Origin of the sequence: Micromonospora sediminicola (assembly GCF_900089585.1) — a bacterium.
Lineage (GTDB): Bacteria > Actinomycetota > Actinomycetes > Mycobacteriales > Micromonosporaceae > Micromonospora > Micromonospora sediminicola.
Genome location: NZ_FLRH01000004.1, coordinates 406,707 through 425,047 on the forward strand (window position 1 = coordinate 406,707; position 18,341 = coordinate 425,047).

16 protein-coding genes are annotated in these 18,341 nt (G+C 75.8%); 13 read left to right on the forward strand and 3 right to left on the reverse strand.

Translation table 11 applies throughout. The features are described 5' to 3' along the window. Positions 1 to 13: 13 nt before the first annotated feature. The gene (locus GA0070622_RS23255; protein WP_172967818.1) at positions 14 to 2,113 is read right to left on the reverse strand and encodes a DNA gyrase/topoisomerase IV subunit B; all 2,100 of its coding nucleotides are present in this window, start codon (positions 2,111 to 2,113) and stop codon (positions 14 to 16) included. Between the two features lie 164 nt (positions 2,114 to 2,277). Between GA0070622_RS23255 and GA0070622_RS23260 the strand changes: the two genes are divergently transcribed. Next, positions 2,278 to 2,931, forward strand: a complete 654-nt coding sequence (locus GA0070622_RS23260) for a class I SAM-dependent methyltransferase (RefSeq protein ID WP_091578634.1) — start codon at positions 2,278 to 2,280, stop codon at positions 2,929 to 2,931. A gap of 96 nt (positions 2,932 to 3,027) precedes the next feature. Further along, positions 3,028 to 4,284: an SGNH/GDSL hydrolase family protein gene (locus GA0070622_RS23265; protein ID WP_091578637.1), complete on the forward strand. Its 1,257-nt coding sequence runs from the start codon at positions 3,028 to 3,030 to the stop codon at positions 4,282 to 4,284. Between the two features lie 87 nt (positions 4,285 to 4,371). Here the strand turns inward: GA0070622_RS23265 and GA0070622_RS23270 are convergent, their stop codons facing one another. Beyond that, positions 4,372 to 5,004, reverse strand: a complete 633-nt coding sequence (locus GA0070622_RS23270; RefSeq protein ID WP_091578640.1) for a class I SAM-dependent methyltransferase — start codon at positions 5,002 to 5,004, stop codon at positions 4,372 to 4,374. After that, positions 5,004 to 5,441: an RrF2 family transcriptional regulator gene (locus GA0070622_RS23275; protein WP_091578643.1), complete on the reverse strand. Its 438-nt coding sequence runs from the start codon at positions 5,439 to 5,441 to the stop codon at positions 5,004 to 5,006. Before GA0070622_RS23275 ends, GA0070622_RS23270 begins: the two co-directional genes overlap by 1 nt. A gap of 164 nt (positions 5,442 to 5,605) precedes the next feature. On the opposite strand from GA0070622_RS23275, the gene GA0070622_RS23280 reads away from it, so the two are divergent. From GA0070622_RS23280 to GA0070622_RS23330, 11 genes are all read left to right on the forward strand, one after another. Beyond that, the gene (locus tag GA0070622_RS23280; RefSeq protein WP_091578645.1) at positions 5,606 to 6,817 is read left to right on the forward strand and encodes a globin domain-containing protein; all 1,212 of its coding nucleotides are present in this window, start codon (positions 5,606 to 5,608) and stop codon (positions 6,815 to 6,817) included. 200 nt (positions 6,818 to 7,017) lie between these two features. Beyond that, on the forward strand, positions 7,018 to 8,670 hold the full coding sequence (locus GA0070622_RS23285; protein WP_091578648.1) for a carbamoyltransferase family protein: 1,653 nt from the start codon (positions 7,018 to 7,020) through the stop codon (positions 8,668 to 8,670). Then, positions 8,667 to 9,683 carry a glycosyltransferase family 2 protein gene (locus tag GA0070622_RS23290; protein ID WP_091578649.1) on the forward strand — a complete coding sequence of 339 codons (1,017 nt, stop codon included), beginning with the start codon at positions 8,667 to 8,669 and terminating at the stop codon, positions 9,681 to 9,683. The genes GA0070622_RS23285 and GA0070622_RS23290 overlap by 4 nt, the downstream gene beginning before the upstream one ends. Before the next feature lie 35 nt (positions 9,684 to 9,718). Next, on the forward strand, positions 9,719 to 11,305 hold the full coding sequence (locus tag GA0070622_RS23295; RefSeq protein WP_245666765.1) for an HAD-IIIA family hydrolase: 1,587 nt from the start codon (positions 9,719 to 9,721) through the stop codon (positions 11,303 to 11,305). A gap of 58 nt (positions 11,306 to 11,363) precedes the next feature. After that, the gene (locus GA0070622_RS23300; protein ID WP_091578652.1) at positions 11,364 to 12,347 is read left to right on the forward strand and encodes a glycosyltransferase; all 984 of its coding nucleotides are present in this window, start codon (positions 11,364 to 11,366) and stop codon (positions 12,345 to 12,347) included. Then, a complete protein-coding gene (locus GA0070622_RS23305) occupies positions 12,332 to 13,549 on the forward strand; it encodes a glycosyltransferase (protein ID WP_091578654.1) in 1,218 nt (405 codons plus the stop codon). Before GA0070622_RS23300 ends, GA0070622_RS23305 begins: the two co-directional genes overlap by 16 nt. After that, positions 13,549 to 14,331, forward strand: coding sequence for a D-sedoheptulose-7-phosphate isomerase (locus tag GA0070622_RS23310; RefSeq protein WP_342672785.1), 783 nt, complete (start codon positions 13,549 to 13,551; stop codon positions 14,329 to 14,331). The genes GA0070622_RS23305 and GA0070622_RS23310 overlap by 1 nt, the downstream gene beginning before the upstream one ends. Then, positions 14,328 to 15,731 (forward strand): D-glycero-beta-D-manno-heptose 1-phosphate adenylyltransferase, encoded by a 1,404-nt coding sequence (rfaE2, locus tag GA0070622_RS23315; RefSeq protein ID WP_091578657.1) that lies wholly within the window; start codon positions 14,328 to 14,330, stop codon positions 15,729 to 15,731. Before GA0070622_RS23310 ends, rfaE2 begins: the two co-directional genes overlap by 4 nt. Next, positions 15,728 to 16,423: an SDR family oxidoreductase gene (locus GA0070622_RS23320; RefSeq protein WP_091578660.1), complete on the forward strand. Its 696-nt coding sequence runs from the start codon at positions 15,728 to 15,730 to the stop codon at positions 16,421 to 16,423. The genes rfaE2 and GA0070622_RS23320 overlap by 4 nt, the downstream gene beginning before the upstream one ends. Beyond that, the gene (locus tag GA0070622_RS23325) at positions 16,420 to 17,400 is read left to right on the forward strand and encodes a glycosyltransferase family 9 protein (protein ID WP_091578663.1); all 981 of its coding nucleotides are present in this window, start codon (positions 16,420 to 16,422) and stop codon (positions 17,398 to 17,400) included. The genes GA0070622_RS23320 and GA0070622_RS23325 overlap by 4 nt, the downstream gene beginning before the upstream one ends. A gap of 22 nt (positions 17,401 to 17,422) precedes the next feature. Further along, positions 17,423 to 18,292 carry an alpha/beta hydrolase family protein gene (locus tag GA0070622_RS23330; protein ID WP_091578665.1) on the forward strand — a complete coding sequence of 290 codons (870 nt, stop codon included), beginning with the start codon at positions 17,423 to 17,425 and terminating at the stop codon, positions 18,290 to 18,292. The last annotated feature ends 49 nt before the right edge of the window (positions 18,293 to 18,341 follow it).

Sequence of the window (18,341 nt, forward strand, 5' to 3'; positions counted from 1 at the left end):
ACGAACCCGAGGGTCAGGCGTCGATGGCGTCGCGGTCGACGCGGTCGGCGGAGTCGATCAGCCAGTTGCGACGTGGCTCGACCTTCTCCCCCATGAGCAGTTCGAGGATCCGCTCGGCGGCCTCGACGTCGTCGAGCGTGATCCGCCGGACCGCCCGGGTGGCCGGGTTCATGGTGGTGTCCCAGAGCTCGTCGGCGTCCATCTCACCGAGGCCCTTGAAGCGCGGGATCGGGGTGACGATCTGCTTGCCGGCCTTCTCCAGCTTGCGGACCGTCGCCTCCATCTCGGCCTGGGTGTAGGTGTAGACGGTCTGCGGGTTGCGCCCCCTGGTGGTGATCTTGTGCAGGGGCGGCATCGCCGCGTAGAGCCGGCCGGCCTCGATCAACGGTCGCATGTAGCGGGCGAAGAGCGTGATCAGCAGCGTCCGGATGTGCGCGCCGTCGACGTCCGCGTCGGCCATGATCAGGACCCGGCCGTAGCGCATCGTGGACAAGTCGAACGTGCGGCCGGAGCCGGCTCCCAGCACCTGCACGATCGCGGCGCACTCGGCATTGTCCAGCACCTGCTGGAGGTTGGCCTTCTGCACGTTGAGGATCTTGCCGCGGATGGGCAGCAGCGCCTGGTATTCCGAGGAGCGGGCCATCCGGCTCGTACCCAACGCGCTGTCGCCCTCCACGATGAACAGCTCGCTGCGCTCGACGCCGGTGGCCCGGCAGTCGACCAGCTTCGCCGGCATCGCCGCGCCCTCCAGCGCGGTCTTGCGGCGGGCGGCGTCCTTCTGCTGCTTCTGGGTGAGCCGGACCCGGGCCGCGTCGACGATCTTCTGGAGCACCGTGCGGGCCTCGGCCTTGGTGCGGCGGTCCTCCAGCCAGCTCTTGAGGTGCGCCTCGACCAGGCCCTGGAGCACCTTGGTGATGCCGGCGGTGGACAGCTCGTCCTTGGTCTGCGAGGTGAACTGCGGCTCCGGGATGCGCACGTGCACCACCGCGGTCATGCCCTCCAGGACGTCGTCCAGGGTGGGCGCGTCCTCCTTGGGCTTGAGCAGGCCGCGGGTGGCGCGGGCGGCGTCGGCCAGGGTGCGGGCCAGGGCCCGCTCGAAGCCCTTGCGGTGGGTGCCGCCGTGGGCGTTGCGGATGGTGTTGGTGAAGCACTCGACGGTGCGTTCGTAGCCGGTGCCCCAGCGGAACGCGATCTCGACCTCGGCCCGGCGCTGCACGTTGGACTGCATCACGCCGTTGGCGTCGGCGGCGTTCTCGCGGTAGGTGCCCTCGCCGGTGACCAGCAGCGTGCCGGAGACCGGGCGGTCTCCGGCCGGGGAGAGGAACTCCACCATGTCGGTGAGGCCGTCGGGGAAGTGGAAGCGCTCCTCGACCGCCTCCTCGCCGGTCTCGTCGCGCAGCCGGTAGGCCACGCCGGGGACCAGGAAGGCGGTGTTGCGCAGCTTGAGCCGGACCGCCTCGGTGTCGAGCGCGGCCCCGGTCTCGAAGTAGCGGGGGTCGTGCCACCAGCGGATCGACGTGCCGGTGCGCTGGCCGCGCTTCATCGCGCCGACGATCTGCAGGCCGGGGCCGGGGGTGAACGGCGCGTCGGGGCCGTCGCCGTCGAAGATCCCTGGTACGCCGTGGCGGAACGACATGGCGTGGACCTTGCCGCCCCGGCGGACGGTGACGTCGAACCGGCGGGAGAGCGCGTTGACCGCGGAGGCGCCCACGCCGTGCAGGCCGCCGGAGGTCTTGTAGCCCGAACCGCCGAACTTGCCGCCGGCGTGCAGCCGGGTCAGCACCAGCTCGACGCCGGAGATGCCGGACTTGGCGTGCACGTCGGTGGGGATGCCCCGGCCGTCGTCGTCGACCTGGACCGAGCCGTCGGCGTGCAGGATCACGTCGACCTTCGTGGCGTGACCCGCGACACCCTCGTCGGTCGAGTTGTCGAGGATTTCGTTGACGAGGTGACCCACGCCACGACTGTCGGTCGACCCGATGTACATGCCGGGGCGTTTGCGGACGGCGTCGAGCCCCTCCAGGTGGGTGAGGTCGTCGGCGCCGTAGAGCGTCTCAGGCTGTGCGGTCAACTGGTCGTACTCCCAGGTCTCGGCGGTGGTGGTGCCGTTCACCGTGTGATCCCCCACGGCGATCGCCGGGCGCGGCGCGCCGGAGCGAGCCTAGCCCGGCGCTCCGACAGGTCCGTGTCACCGGGTGCGGTGCGTTGTCCGGTTACCCTGCGGGCCGGGTCGGTGCCGCCACCTGAGCCGGTGGCACCCGGAGCGGGGAGGCGTCCATGCACGTCAACGACACGAGCCAGGGATCGTCTTCCCGGCCGTCGGCCGAGGACGACGCGATCGGCCGGTTCGAGCGGCTCTACGCGGAGGCCGAGCGGGGTGCGGCCGAGGTGCCCTGGGACCTGGCGGCGCCGCATTCCCTGCTCGCGGAGTGGACCGCACGGGTGCGCCCGGACGGGTCCGGCCGCCGCGCGGTGGTGGTCGGGTGCGGCTTCGGCCGGGACGCCGAGCACCTGACCGGCCTCGGGTTCACGACGGTGGCCTTCGACGTCTCCCCGACCGCGGTGCGGGCGGCGCGGCGGCGGCACGCCGGATCGCCGGTCCGCTACGAGGTGGCCGACCTGTTCGACCCGCCGGCTGACTGGGCGGGCGGCTTCGACCTGGTGCTGGAGAGCATGAACGTGCAGGCGTTGCCGGTCGGGCTGCGCGCGCGGGCCACAGCCGCGGTGGGGCGGCTGGTGGCGCCGCGCGGGATGCTGCTGGTGATCGCGGCGGGCCGGCGCCCCGGCGACGCGGTGGACGGTCCGCCGTGGCCGCTGACCCGCGCCGAGGTCGAGTCGTTCGCCGCGGCGGGGCTCACGCCGGGGCCGGTCGAGGAGATCACCGCGCCGGACGGCGGGCTGCGGTGGCGCGCGGAGTTCCACCGTTCCTGAGCCGGTGTCGGGCCATTGACGCCCGTCACACGCCCGTGATCTGATCGCCTCCTTGAAGAATCTTTCACGTTTCGATGTGTGAGGGGGAGGTCGGGCATGTCCGTGTTCCGTCGTACCGTGCTCGCGGCGGCGATGGCCGCCGCCGCGGTGGCGCTGCCGGCCGCCGTGGCGCCGGCCCCGCCCGCCGCCGCGGCGCTGCCCACCGCCGCGGTGGCGTTGGGTGACAGCTTCATCAGCGGCGAGGGCGCCGGGGCGTACGCGCCGGTGGTCGACGTCAACGGGGTGGCTCAGGGCTTCCCCGGCTGGTCGGCGGCGAACGCCAACGCCTACTTCTGCCACCGCTCGCCGAACGCCTCACTGTTCCGAGCCGAGCTGCCGGGCATCGCCGCCCGCTTCAACCTGGCCTGCTCGGGCGGGCAGCCGTACGACATCGCCAACGCCTCGGCCACCCGGGCGAAGGGTCGGCAGGTGGCCGCCCAGCTCGACCAGCTGCGGGCGGTGGCGCAGACCCACGACATCGACCTGGTGCTGGTCGGCCTCGGCTCGAACAACAGCTCGTTCACCTTCGGCAGCGTGGCGGAGAAGTGCGCCAACCGGTTCATCGCCGACGCGTGGACCGGCTGGTGGGAGTTCTGGGCGTACCTGGGCGGCCCGGTGGAGCAGAAACCGTGCAGCGACGCCGACCTGGGCACGGCCGCGCAGTTCTCCGCCGCGACCGCGGAGACCACCGCCGCGCTGCGGCAGCTGCTCACCACGCTCGACCAGGTCGACGCCGACGGCCAGCACCGGGTGGTGTTCCAGGACTACACCAACCCGCTGCCGTACGAGCTGGACCAGAGCTACTGGAGCGAGGACAGCCGGGACGACACCCGGGACAAGTTCCGCGCCCTGGGCGCCGAGCGGTACGCGGCCGGCTGCCCGATCCACCGGGCCAGCCTGGCGCCCGGCCAGCGGTTCTCCCAGGGGCTCGGCACGCTGGTCAGCTCGGTGCGTGGCACGCTGGCCGCCGAGTTCCCGACCGACGACCTGGTCTACCTCAACGTGCAACGCGCGTTCGACGGCGCCCGGCTCTGCGAGTCGGCGGGGAGCCCGGCGAACGCCCTGGCCACCCCGATCCGCCTGATGGACGGCCCGACCGGCGTCTTCGTCACCAGCCTCTCCGGCTACGACAAGCTCGACATCCAGCGGATCGCGAACGCCTGCGGCACCTACTTCCAGACCTGCCAGGAGTCGTGGCACCCGAGTGCCGCCGGGCACCAGGTGCTCGGCCGGTGCCTGAGCGGCGCGGCGGCGACCGGCGCCCGCAGCGTCTCCTGCGTCCGCGCCCCGGACGGCACGGTCAGCGTCGGCTGACCCCGGTCGCCCGGCGTCCCGTTTCCCGGGGCGCCGGGCGACCGGGCCCGGACGGCCGTGCCGAGCACGTGCGGCGAGGCCGGCGAGTCAGGCCCGGACCGCCGTGCCGAGCACGTGCGGCGAGGCCGGCGCCGGAAGCCCGGCCTCGGGGAAGCGGAACCGGTCCAACCCGGTGACGGTGAAGCCGGCGGCACCGATCGCCGCCACGGTGTCCCGCGCGGTGTGGCAGCCGGCGCAGAACAGCGGCCAGAGCGTCGCGTCGGCCACGCGTTGGGCCCGGCGCAGGCCCGGTGTCTGCGCCACCACGTGCTCGTAGAAGCGCAGCTCACCGCCGAGCCGGAGCACCCGGCGCGCCTCGGCCAGCGCCACCGCCTGGTCCGGCACCGAGCAGAGGACCAGGGAGAACACCACCGCGTCGGCGGCACCGTCGGCGACCGGCAGCGCCTCGGCCAGGCCGGCGGCCACGGTCACCGGCACCCGGGCGGCGGGCGCGGCGGCGCGGGCCAACGCGCGCAGGCGCGGTTCCGGCTCGACGGCGAGGACCCCGGTCACGGCCGGCGGGTAGTGCGGCAGGTTGCGTCCGTTGCCGGCGCCGACCTCGACCACCCGACCGCGCAGCCCGGCGACCAGCCGCCGCCGGTGCGCGGCGACGCCGGCCTCGTCCAGGGCGACGCTGGCCCGGGCGAAGAGCCGGGCGAAGATCGGGTGGGAGACGCCCATCAGCGGCCCGCCGGCGGAGCGCCGAGGCTGAGCAGGAGCGGACCGGCCGCGCCGTCCACCAGGTCGCCGAGCCGCACCCCGTCGAGGACGGCGAGGAACGCGGCCTGGGCGCGGCGCAGCTCGCCGCGCAGTCGGCAGCCGGCGACCAGCGGGCAGGCCGGCTCGTGACAGTTGACCACCTCGTCGTCGCCCTCGAAGGCCCGGACCACCTGGCCCACGGTCAGCTCGCCGGCGTGCTCGGCGAAGGCCACCCCGCCGGAGCGGCCCCGGATGGTCACCAGGACGCCGAGCCGCTGCAACCGTTGCACCACCTTGGCGACGTGGCTGCGGGGCAGCGCGAGCCGGGTGGCGAGTTCGTCCACCGTGGCGCGGACCGGGGACGCGGCGGTCAGCATGGCGATGCGCAGCGCCATGTCGGTCGACCGGTTGAGCCTCACGTCCCCGACCCTAGCCAGTCGACGCCGTCCGCGACACGGGCAGATCGCCGCGCTGTCGGGGTGACCGGCGCCACGTCGGCCCCGGGACCTTCGACCCTAAAGCGGAATCATGGATTCCTGTTTCGTGGTGATCGACCCGTTCGACGCCAGAAGGAGACTCAGTCGTGCTCTCGGAATCCTCCGCCGCCGTGGTGACGGCGACCCTGCCCGCCGTGCGGGCACACGGCGAGGCGATCACCGGCCGGTTCTACCAGCGGATGTTCGACGCCCACCCGGAGCTGCTCGACCTGTTCAACCGGGGCAACCAGGCGAACGGGCAGCAGAAGGCCGCCCTCGCCGCCGCCGTGGCCGCGTACGCCGGGCACCTGACCGGCGACGCCGGCGCGCCCTGGGGGCCGGTGCTGGACCGGATCGCGCACAAGCACGCCTCGCTCGGGATCACCGCCACCCAGTACCCGATCGTCGGCCGGCACCTGCTGGCCGCGGTCGGGGAGGTGCTCGGCGATGCCGTGACCCCGTCGGTCGCCGCCGCCTGGGACGAGGTCTACTGGCTGCTGGCGTGCGAGCTGATCGCCCGCGAGGCGCGCCTCTACGCCGGGGCCGGCGTGCCCGAGGGCGGCCCGGTCTGGCGGGACTGGCGGGTGACCGGCCGGGCCCGGGAGACCACCGACGTCGTCTCGTTCACCCTCGCGCCGGCCGACGGCGGCGTCGCGCCCGACTTCATCCCCGGCAGCTACGTCTCGGTGGCGGTCGACCTGGACGGTGGCCGGGGTCGGCAGATCCGCCAGTACAGCCTCTCCGGCCGGCCCGGCGCCGACCGGTGGCGGATCACCGTGAAGCGGGTACGCGGCACGGCCGGCACGCCTGACGGGCTGGTGTCCGGACACCTGCACGAGCGGGTGGCCGTCGGCGACACGCTCCGGTTGAGCCCGGCCTTCGGCGAGGTCGACGCCACCGGTGACGGCGGACCGCTGCTGCTGGTCAGCGCCGGCATCGGGCTCACCCCGGCGATGGCGGCGCTGGCCCGGTTGGCCGACCGCGACCCCTCCCGCGAGGTGACGGTGGCGCACGCGGACCGGACCCCCGCCGCGCACGCGTTGCGCCACGAGCTGCCCGCGCTCCAGGAAAGGCTGCCGAATCTCACCGTCCAGCTCTGGTACGAGGACGCCGTCGGCGCGGACCTGCCCGGGCTGAAGGCGGAGGTGTCCCCCGGTCTGGTCGAGCCGGAGCGGATCCCGACCGTATCCGGAGTCTCGGCGCACCTGTGCGGGCCGATCCCGTTCATGAACGCGGTCCGCGCCGATCTGCTGCGGCGCGGAGTGCCGGCCGACCGGATCGCCTACGAGGTGTTCGGCCCGGGGATGCTGCCGGCCTGACCGACCCGGCGGGACGGGCCACCACCGGCGCCCGTCCCGCCGGCACCCCGAAACAGGACTCCACGGGCCCCTTTTCCAGCGAGAACGGCCGCCACGGCCGCGACCAGCGCATTCGTTGATCTCCACAGCGGAGATACGACGTTGCGGAGAAGTCGATGACCTTCAGGTTAGGGGCGGACGGCCGGGGTAGGGGTCCTCCCATGCGTGTCCTCGGCATCAATGCGATCTTCCACGACCCGGCCGCCGCCCTGGTCGTCGACGGCCGGGTGGTGGCCGCCGCCGAGGAGGAGCGGTTCAGCCGTCGCAAGCACGGCAAGCGACCCGTGCCCTTCTCCGCCTGGGAGCTGCCCGAGCTGGCCGCCGCCTGGTGCCTGGCCAGCGCGAACGTCGATGTGGACAGCCTGGACGCGGTCGCGTACTCGTTCGACCCCGGGCTCTGCCGCGACGCCGCCGACCTGGGCCTCGCCGACCCCTGGGACTGGCTGCGGGTCGACTACGCACGTCGCGCCCCGCAGTTCCTCGCCGCCGCGCTGCCCGGCCTCGACCCGGACAAGGTGCGCTTCGTGCCGCACCACGTGGCGCACGCCGCCTCCGCCGGGCTGGCCGCGCCGCCGGCCGGGGACGACACCGCGGTGCTCGTGCTCGACGGGCGGGGCGAGGTCGCCAGCCACCTGGCCGGCGTCTACCGGGACGGCCGGCTGACGCCGCTGCACTCCCAGCAGCTGCCCCACTCGCTCGGCCTGCTCTACGAGGACCTCACCCGGCACCTCGGCTTCCTGCACTCCAGCGACGAGTACAAGGTGATGGCGCTGGCCTCCTACGGCACACCGAAGCACCTGGACGCGCTGCGCGAGCCGGTCCGGGCCACCGACGACGGCGGCTTCCGGGTCGAGCCGGTCGACTGGGCGAGCCTGGCCAAGGAGGTCGCCCCCGGCACGGAGCCGGGCGAGGAGCACGCCGACCTGGCCGCGAGCGTCCAGCGGCGGCTGGAGGAGGTCGTCCTCGACCTGGCCCGATGGCTCCACGGCGCCTCCGGCGGCGCCGGCACGCTGGCCATGGCCGGCGGGGTGGCGTTGAACTGCGTCGCCAACGCCCGGATCGCGGCCGAGGGCCCGTACCGCGACGTCTGGGTGCAGCCGGCGGCCGGCGACGCGGGCACCGCGCTCGGCGCGGCCCTGCACGTCGCCGGCGAGCTGGGCGACCGGTCCGCCCCGATGACCGGGGCCGACCTCGGCCGGGGCTGGTCCGACGAGGAGTTGGAGGCGGAGCTGCGTCGGGCCGCGCTGCCGTACACCCGGCCGGCGTCGATCGCCGCCGAGGCGGCCCGGGTGCTCGCCGACAACGGCATCGTCGCCTGGTACCAGGGGCGCAGCGAGTACGGCCCGCGGGCGCTGGGGCACCGGTCGCTGCTCGCCCACCCCGGGGACCGGGACACCACCCGCCGGATGAACGACGTCAAGGGCCGCGAGCAGTTCCGCCCGATCGCGCCGATGGTGCGCGCGGAGCGCTTCGCGGACCTCTTCGAGGGGACCTACCCGAGCCCCTACATGCTCTTCGTGCACCGGGTGAAGCCGGCGTGGCGGGACCGGATCCCGGCGGTGACCCACGTCGACGGCACCGCCCGGGTGCAGACCGTGCACCCGGAGACCGAGCCGCTGGTGGCCGAGCTGCTCGCCGAGTTCGAGCGGCGCACCGGCCTGCCGGTGGTGGTGAACACGTCCCTCAACACCGCCGGACGGCCCATGGTGGACACCCCGCGCGAGGCCATGGAGCTGTTCGGTTCCGCGCCGGTGGACCTGCTCGCCCTGGGGCCGTTCGCGGTGCACCGCCGGGCGCTCGGCGGTGCCCGGTGATCAGCCTGGTGGTGCCGACGCTGGGCCGGCCCAGCCTGGCCACCCTGCTGGACGCGCTCGCCGCCCAGCTCGGCGGCGACGACGCACCGGCCGAGGTCGAACTGCTGGTGGTCGACGACCGGCGCGACGACACCGGCGAGCTGGCGGTGCCGGGAGCGCTGACCGCGTACGCGAAGGTGCTCACCGGACGCGGCGCCGGCCCGGCGGCGGCCCGCAACCTGGGCTGGCGGGCCGCCCGCGGCGAGTGGGTGGTCTTCCTCGACGACGACGTGGTGCCCGCGCCGGACTGGATCCGTCGGCTGCGCGCGGACCTGGCGGTGCCCGGCCGGGTCGGGGGTGTGCAGGGCGTGGTGGAGGTGCCGCTGCCGGCCCACCGGCGACCGACCGACTGGGAACGCGGCACCGCCGGCCTGGCCGAGGGTCGGTGGATCACCGCCGACATGGCGTACCGGCGGGTCGCGCTCGCCGCCGTCGGCGGGTTCGACGAGCGGTTCCCGCGCGCCTACCGGGAGGACGCCGAGCTGGCCCACCGGGTCCGACGCGCCGGCTGGGAGCTGGTCCGGGGCCGACGGCGGGTGACCCACCCGGTCCGCCCGGAGAGCCGCTGGGTGAGCCTGCGCACCCAGCGCGGCAACGCCGACGACGCGCTGCTGCGCCGGCTCCACGGCCGCCGCTGGCGTACCGAGTTGGACCTGCCGCCGGGTCGACGGCCCCGGCACGTGGCGGTCACCGCCGCCGGCGCGGTGGCGCTGGCCGCCGTCGCGGCCCGTGCCGTCACCCGACCGTCGTCCCGGTCGCGGCGGGCGTCCGGCGGGCTCGGCGGGCTCGCCGCGCTGGGCTGGGCGGCCGGCACCGCCGAGTTCGCCCGGGCCCGGATCGCGCCTGGTCCGCGCACCCCGGACGAGGTCGCCACGATGGTCGCGACCAGCGCGCTGATCCCGCCGCTGGCGGTCGTCCACTGGGTACGCGGCTGGTGGCGCGCCCGCGCCCTGCCGGTCGGGGCCGGGCGCTGATGTTTACCTCCTTGTCCCAGGGCAACTGTTCGCCCATGTCATCCACCGGGCCCTCGCTGTACGACGCGGTGCTGCTGGATCGGGACGGCACGCTGGTGGAGGACGTGCCGTACAACGGGGATCCGGAGAAGGTGCGGCCGGTGCCGGGGGCGCGGGAGGCGTTGGACCGGTTGCGGGCGGCCGGGTTGCGGTTGGCCGTGGTGACGAACCAGTCGGGGTTGGCGCGGGGATACTTCACCGTCGCGGAGATGCGTCGGGTCCACGCCCGGGTGGAGGAGCTGCTCGGTCCGTTCGACCACTGGGCGATCTGCCCGCACGACGACGGCGACGGCTGCGCCTGCCGCAAGCCCGCGCCCGGCCTGGTGCACGAGGCGGCCGACGCGCTCGGCACCGTCGCCACCCGCTGCGTGGTCATCGGCGACATCGGGCGGGACATGACGGCCGCGCTGGCCGCCGGCGCCGCCGGAGTCCTGGTGCCCACAGCGGTCACCCGGCCGGAGGAGGTGGCCGCGGCGCCGGCCGTCGCCCCGAGCCTGACCGGGGCGGTGGACGAGATCCTCCGCCGGGTCCGGGCGGTCCGGGCGGCGACGCCCCGGAGCACGCGGGCCGGCACGGTGCTCGTGGTCCGCAGCGACTCCGCCGGGGACGTGCTGGTCACCGGCCCCGGGATCCGGGCGGTCGCGGCCGGCGCGGACCGGGTGGTGCTCCTGTGCGGCCCCCGTGGCCGGGCCGCCGCCGAGCTGCTGCCCGGCGTCGACGAGATCGTCGAATGGGCGCTGCCCTGGATCGACGGATCCCCCGAGCCGGTGGACCCGGAGGACATGCGGCGCCTCACCGCCCGGCTCGCCGCCGTCGGCGCCGACGACGCCGTCATCTTCACCAGCTTCCACCAGTCACCCCTGCCCCTGGCCCTGCTGCTGCGCCTCGCCGGCATCGCCCACATCAGCGCCATCAGCGCCATCAGCGACGACTACCCCGGCGCCCTGCTCGACGTCCGCCACCGCGTCCCCGCCGGCGTACCCGAACCCGAACGCGCCCTCTCCCTCGCCGCCGCCGCCGGCTACCCCCTGCCCCCCGACGACCAACCCGCACTGCGTCTGCGCACCGACCTGGACGCGCCGGTCCCGGACCGGCCGGCCGGCGACTACGTCGTGGTGCATCCGGGCGCGTCGGTGCCCGCCCGGGCCTGCCCGCCCCAGCACTGCGCGGAGATCGTGGCCGCGCTGGCCGCCGCCGGGCACCGGGTGCTGGTCACCGGCGGTTCCGACGAGCGGGAGCTGACCGCCCGGGTCGCCGCCGCCGGGGGTGTCGACCTCGGCGGGACGACCGGCCTGGCCGGGCTCGCCCGGCTGCTGGCGGACGCCCGCTGCGTGGTCGTCGGCAACACCGGACCGGCCCACCTCGCCGCCGCCGTCGGCACCCCGGTGGTCAGCCTCTTCGCCCCGACCGTCCCGTTCGGGCAGTGGGGGCCCTACCGGGTGCCCACCGTCCGCCTCGGCGACGCCGCCGCGCCCTGCCGCGACACCCGGGCCACCGCCTGCCCGGTCCCCGGACACCCCTGCCTGGGCGGACTCGACCCGGCCCGGGTGGTCGCCGCCGTCCGCACGCTGGCCCCCGGCTGACCCCGCCCGCACCACCACGACCACGACCGCAACCGCCCCGTCGCCGACGAGGAGAGAGATGAACGTTCTGCTGTGGCACGTGCACGGCTCGTGGACCACGTCGTTCGTCCACGGCAAACACCGCTACCTGGTACCCGTCACCCCCGACCGCGGCCCCTACGGACTCGGCCGCGCCCGCACCTACCCCTGGCCCGACAACGCCCTCGAGATCACCCCCGAGGACCTCGCCCACACCGACGTCGACCTGGTCATCCTGCAACGCCCCGAAGAACTCGACCTGGCCACCGAATGGCTGCGCCGCCGCCCCGGACGCGACCTGCCCGCGATCTACGTCGAACACAACACCCCCAAGGGCGACGTGCCCCACACCCGCCACCCCATGGCCGACCGCGACGACCTCCTGCTCACCCACGTCACCCACTTCAACGAACTCTTCTACGACAACGGCACCACCCGCACCACCGTCATCGAACACGGCGTCGTCCCCCCCACCACCGAATGGACCGGCGAACTCGACCGCCTCGCCGTGGTGACCAACGAGCCGGTACGCCGCTGGCGGATCACCGGCACCGACCTGATGCCGCGCTTCGCGGCGGTCGCGCCGCTGGACGTGTTCGGCATGGGTGTGGCCGGACTGCCCGAGGCGCTCGCCTCGGCCGGCGCGCCCGGCCTGCCGGTGAGCGGCCACGAGGACCTGCCGCAGCACGCCATGCACACCGAACTGGCCCGGCGCCGCGCCTACCTGCACCTGTGCCGCTGGACCTCACTCGGGCTCAGCCTGATCGAGGCGATGACCATGGGCATGCCGGTGGTGGCCCTGGCCACCACCGAGGCGGTGGACGCCGTGCCGCCGGACGCCGGGGTGCTCTCCACCCGGGTGGAGACGCTCGTCGAGGCGGCGCGCTGGCTGACCGAGGACCGGGACGCCGCGCACCGGCTCGGTACGCGGGCCCGCGACGTGGCCAAGCAACGGTTCGGCCTGGACCGGTTCCTCGCCGACTGGGACCGGATCATGGAGGAGGAGACATGCGCATCGCGATGATTTCCGAGCACGCCAGCCCGCTCGCCGTCCTCGGCGAGGAGGACGCCGGTGGGCAGAACACCCACGTGGCGGAACTCGCGTCCGCGCTGGTCGACGCCGGCCACGACGTCCGCGTCTACACCCGCCGCGACTCCCCCGCGCTGCCCGAGGCGGTCCCCGCGCCGGACGGCTACCAGGTGTGGCACGTGCCGGCCGGCCCGGCCCGACGGGTGCCCAAGGACGACCTGCTGCCGTACATGGGCGAGTTCGGCAGTTGGCTGGCGGACACCTGGCGCCACGGCGGCTGGACCCCGGACGTGGCCCACGCGCACTTCTGGATGAGCGGGCTCGCCACCGTGCACGCCGGTCGCCGTACCGGGGTGCCGACCGTGCTGACGTACCACGCGCTCGGCAGCGTCAAGCGCCGCCACCAGGGCACCCGGGACACCAGTCCACCGGGGCGGGTCGGCTACGAGCGGGCGCTCGGCCGGGCCGTCGACCGGGTGGTCGTGCAGTGCGAGGACGAGGTCCGCGAACTGGTCCGGATGGGGGTGCCGAGGTCACGGATGGCGCTGGTCCCCTCCGGCGTCAACGAGGCGGTGTTCCGGCCCGACGGCCCGGTCGCGCCGCGCGACCCGGCCCGCCGCCGCATCCTCACCGTCGGCCGGATGGTCGAGCGCAAGGGCTTCCTCGACGTGGTCCGGGCGTTGCCCGCCGTCCCGGACGCCGAGTGCGTGGTGGTCGGCGGGCCGCCGGCCGACCTGCTCCCGGCGGACACGTTCGCCCGCCGGCTGTCCGCGCTGGCCGAGTCGTGCGGCGTGGCCGACCGGGTCCGGCTGCTCGGCGGCGTGCCGCGCGAGGAGATGGGCGCCTGGTACCGCTCGGCGGACGTGCTGGTCGCCGCCCCCTGGTACGAGCCGTTCGGGCTCACCCCGCTGGAGGCGATGGCCTGCGGCGTGCCGGTGATCGGCACCGACGTCGGCGGCATCGCCGACAGCGTGGTGGACGGGCTGACCGGTGACCTGGTGCCGCCGCGCGACCCGCGCGCGCTGGGCGCCGCGCTGCGCCGGCTGCTCGCCGACAACGTGCGCCGGTTCGCGTACGCCACCGCCGCGCTGGACCGCATCCGCAGCCGGTACTCGTGGAAGCGGTGCGCCGAGCAGCTCGGCGCGGTCTACGCCTCGGTGGCCGCCGCGACCCGTCCCGCGTCGGCGGTGGCCTGATGACCCCGCTCGACACGCTCGACGCGCACCTGTCCGGGCTGGCCGCGGCGCTGCTGCCGTACCGGCGGGAGGCGCAGCGGCTGGCGTCCTGGGGCAGCGAGCTGGCCTGGACGCTGGCCCGGGGCGGGCGGTTGCTGGTAGCCGGCAACGGCGGCAGCGCCGCCGAAGCCCAACACCTCACCGCCGAACTCGTCGGCAAACTCCGCCACGACCGCCAACCCCTGTCCGCCATCGCCCTGCACGCCGAAACCAGCGCCCTCACCGCCATCGGCAACGACTACGGATACGACGAGATCTTCGCCCGCCAGGTCCGCGCCCACGGCCGACCCGACGACCTCCTCCTGCTCCTGTCCACCAGCGGCACCAGCCCCAACCTCCTCACCGCCGCCCACGCCGCCCACGACACCGGCCTACGCTGCTGGGCCTTCACCGGCCCCGCCCCCAACCCTCTCGCCGACCTCTGCCACGACGCGCTGGCCGTGCCGTCGGACGACAGCCAGGTCGTGCAGGAGCTGCACCTGGTCTCCACGCACCTGCTCTGCGAGTACGTCGACCAGGCGTTGCCGCTGGTCCGGCAGCTGCCCCGCGCGCCCTGGCGGGAGCCGGCGCGCGCCGGCCGGTCACCGGAGGGCGGGCGGGACCGGGCCGGCCGGGACGGCCTGGTGCTGGCCTCGGTCGACGGTGTCGCGCCGCTCGGCGGCGGGCACGGGTCGAACGGGCACGGCGCGAACGGGCACCACCGCAACGGCGGCAGCACCGGCACCGGTTGGGTGGAGCCGTGAGCGGCCCGCTGGTGGTGGTCGGCGACGCGCTGCTGGACCGCGACGTCGACGGCACGGTCAGCCGGGTCTGCCCGGACGCCCCCGTGCCGGTGCTCGACGAACGCACCACCACCGACCGGCCCGGCGGCGCCGGCCTGGCCGCCCTGCTCGCCGCCGCCCAGGCCGGCGAGGTCGCGCTGGTCACCGCGCTCGCGGACGACGCCGGCGGCGCCCGCCTGGCCGAGCTGCTGGCCGGTGCCGGCGTCGACGTCTACCCGGTGCACCTGCCCGGCGCCACCGCCGAGAAGATCCGACTCCGCTGCGGCGGGCAGACGCTGCTGCGGCTCGACCGGGGCGGCGATCCGCGGGCGCCCGGCGAGCCGTCGGAGGCGGTACGCGAACTGCTCGGCCGGGCGGGCGCGGTCCTGGTCAGCGACTACGGCCGAGGGCTGCTGCGGCAGCCGACGCTGCGCGCCGCCCTGGCCCGGGCGACCGCCCCGGTGGTCTGGGACCCGCATCCGCGCGGCGCCGCGGCGGTGCCGGGCACCCGGCTGACCACGCCGAACCTCGACGAGCTGCGCCGGCTCACCGGCGACGCGGGCGGAGGCTCGCCGCTCTCCACGGCGACCCGCGCCGGGCAGGAGCTGCGCCGCCGATGGCGGGTCGGCGCGGTCGCGGTGACGACCGGGCCGGACGGGGCGGTGCTCTGCCACGGGGGCGGGAGCCCGGTGGTGGTGCCACCGACGTCCGTGCCGGACCACGTCGAGGACACCTGCGGCGCCGGGGACCGGTTCGCGGCCACCGCCGCGCTGGCGCTCGGCGACGGCGCGTCGGTCACCGAGGCGGTCCGCGCGGCGGTCGAGGCGGCGTCGGCGTACGTGGCCGCCGGCGGTGCGGCCGGACTCGGCCGGGAACCGGCGCCGACGGCCCTGCCCGACGCCGCGCGCACCGCCGAGGACCTGGCCGGCACGGTACGCGCCGGCGGCGGCACCGTGGTCGCCACCGGCGGCTGCTTCGACATCCTGCACGCCGGACACCTGGCCACCCTGCGGGCGGCCCGCCGCCTCGGCGACTGCCTGATCGTCTGCCTCAACTCCGACCGCAGCGTCCGCGGACTCAAGGGCCCGGACCGTCCGGTCAACCCGGCCGAGGACCGGGCCCGGCTGCTGGCCGCGCTGGACTGCGTCGACGCGGTGGTGGTCTTCGACGAGCCCACCCCGCACCAGGTGCTGGCCCGGCTGCGCCCGGACGTCTGGGTCAAGGGCGGCGACTACGACGCCGGGGAGCTGCCCGAGGCGGAGCTGGTCCGCCGCTGGGGCGGACGGGTGGTCACCGTCCCCTATCTGGCCGGCCGGTCCACCACCGGCACCATCTCCGCCGCGCGCCAGCGCGGCCTGCACCTCGTCAGGGGAGTCGTATGACCAGGCAGTGGAAGGACCGCACCGTCCTCGTCACGGGCGGGTCGAGCGGGCTCGGCGCGGCGGTGGTCGCCGCCGTGGCCAAGGCCGGCGGTCGACCGTACGTGCTGGACCGCCGGGCGCCGGCCGCCGGCGTGCCCTGGGTGGAGTGCGACCTGGCGGACACCCGCGCCGCCGAGGCGGCCACCCGGCAGATCGCCGAGCAGGCCGGCGGGCTCACCGGCGTGGTCACCGCCGCCGGCATGGACGTGCCCGGCCGGCTGGCCGACGTCGACGGCGTCACCTGGGACCGGATCGTGGCGATCAACCTGCTCGGCACCGCCGCGGTGGTCCGGGCCGCCCTGCCCGAGCTGGAGCGGACGCACGGCACGGTGGTGACCGTGGCCTCGACCCTCGGCGTGAAGGCGGTCGGCGACGCGACCGCGTACTGCGCGGCGAAGTTCGGGGTGGTGGGCTTCACCCGGTCGCTCGCCGCCGAGCTGGCCGGCCGGGTCGGGGTGACGCTGCTGATCCCGGGCGGCATGCGGACCGCGTTCTTCGACGACCGGGACGAGAAGTACAAGCCGGGCCCGGACGCGATCCTCAACGACCCGGCGGACACCGCCGAGGCGGTCATGTTCGCGCTGTCCCAGCCGCCCGGCTGCGCGGTGCGGGAGCTGGTGGTCTGCGCCGAGCAGGAGTCCTCGTACCCGTGATCCTCGTGCTGCGGGCGCTCGGCGTCGGTGACCTCGCCACCGGGGTGCCGGCGCTGCGCGCGCTGCGTGCCGCGTACCCCCGGGAGGAGCTGGCGCTGGTCGCGCCGCGCTGGCTGGCGCCGCTGGTCGACCTGGTCGGCGGCGTGGACCGGCAGGTCCACGCGGACGGGCTGGGCCACCTCGGGTGGTCCGGCCCGTCCCCGGAGCTGGCGGTGAACCTGCACGGGCGCGGCCCGCAGTCGCACCGGATGCTGGCCGCGCTCCGGCCCGGGCGGCTGCTGGCCTTCGCCAACCCCGAGGCCGGGACGGTCGACGGGCCGCCGTGGCGGGCCGACGAGCACGAGGTGGACCGCTGGTGCCGGATGCTGGCCTGGTACGGCGTGCCGGCCGACCGGTCGGACCTGGCGCTGCGCCGCCCCGACCCGGGCCCGCTGCCGGTCGGCGTCACCGTCGTGCACCCGGGCGCGAAGGCGGCGCGGCGGCGCTGGCCGGTGCCCCGCTTCGCCGCGGTGGCCCGGGAGCTGGCCGGGCGCGGGCACCGGGTGGTGGTCACCGGCGGCCCCGGCGAGCGGGACCTGGCCGCGGCGGTGGCCCGGGCGGCGGGGATGCCGGCGGACGCCGTGCTGGCCGGCGCGACCGACGTGGGCGAGCTGGCCTCGCTGGTGGCGCACGCCCGGCTGGTGGTCTGCGGCGACACCGGTGTGGGGCACCTGGCCACCGCCTACGCCACCGCGTCGGTGCTGCTGTTCGGCCCGGTGCCGCCGGCGCAGTGGGGACCGCCGCCGGACCGGCCGTGGCACGAGGCGCTCTGGGCCGGCCCGCACCCGCCCGCCGACGGTTCGGCGGTGCACCCGGCGTTGGCCGCGCTGGACGTGCCGGACGTGCTGGCCGCCGTGGGCCGGGTGGAGGCGGCCGCCGCCCGCCGCGCGGTGCCGGTCCAGGCGTCCGGCCCGCCACCCCTTGCTACCCGCCGGTAGCTTCGGCCCGTACGCTGGGCCGGTGAGCGGGGAGTACACGCAGGAGTACGTGGACGTCGACGGGGCGCGCCTCGGCGTGCAGATCTACCCGGAGCCGGCCGGGCCGCCCGGCGCGCCGGTGGTGCTGATCTGGCCGGCCATGGGTGTGCGGGCCCGCTACTACCGGCCGTTCGTCACCGCGCTGCGCGACGCCGGGCTCGCCGTGGTCGTGGCCGACCTGCGCGGCACCGGGGAGAGCACCCCCGCCCCCGCCCGCACCTGCCGGTACGGCTACGCCGACCTGGCCACCGACGTCGGCGCGGTACTCGACGCGCTCAAGCCCCGACTGGACGGCCGCACCCGGCTGCTGCTCGGGCACTCGCTGGGCGGTCAGGTCGCCGTGCTGCACCAGGCGCTGCACGACGCCGACCGGGTGGACGGGCTGGCCCTGGTCGCGGTGGGCATCCCGTGGTGGCGCCGGTATCCGGGGCTGCGCGGCTGGGGCGTGCTGCCGTACACCCAGGGCATCGCGGCGGCGGCCCGACTGCTCGGCGTCTGGCCCGGCTGGGGGTTCGGCGGCCGGCAGGCGCGCGGCGTGATCCGGGACTGGGCGCACACCGCCCGCACCGGCCGGTTCCCGGCGCTGGACGGCGTCGACACGGAGGCCGCCGTGCGACGGATCCGCACCCCGGTGCTCGCGATCAGCGTCGACGACGACCAGTACACGCCGCACGAGACGCTGGACCACCTCTGCGGCAAGCTGGCCGCCGCGCCGGTGACCCGGCACCGCTACACGGTCGCCGAGGCCGGCGCGGCGCTGGACCACTTCACCTGGGTTCGTGCCGCCACGCCGCTGGCCGGCCGGGTCGCCGCCTTCGTCGACACGCTGCCGGCCCGCGATTCGCGGGCGTGAGCACGCCGAGGACGGGTATGCCGCACCGCCCGAACACGGCGGAGGGGGA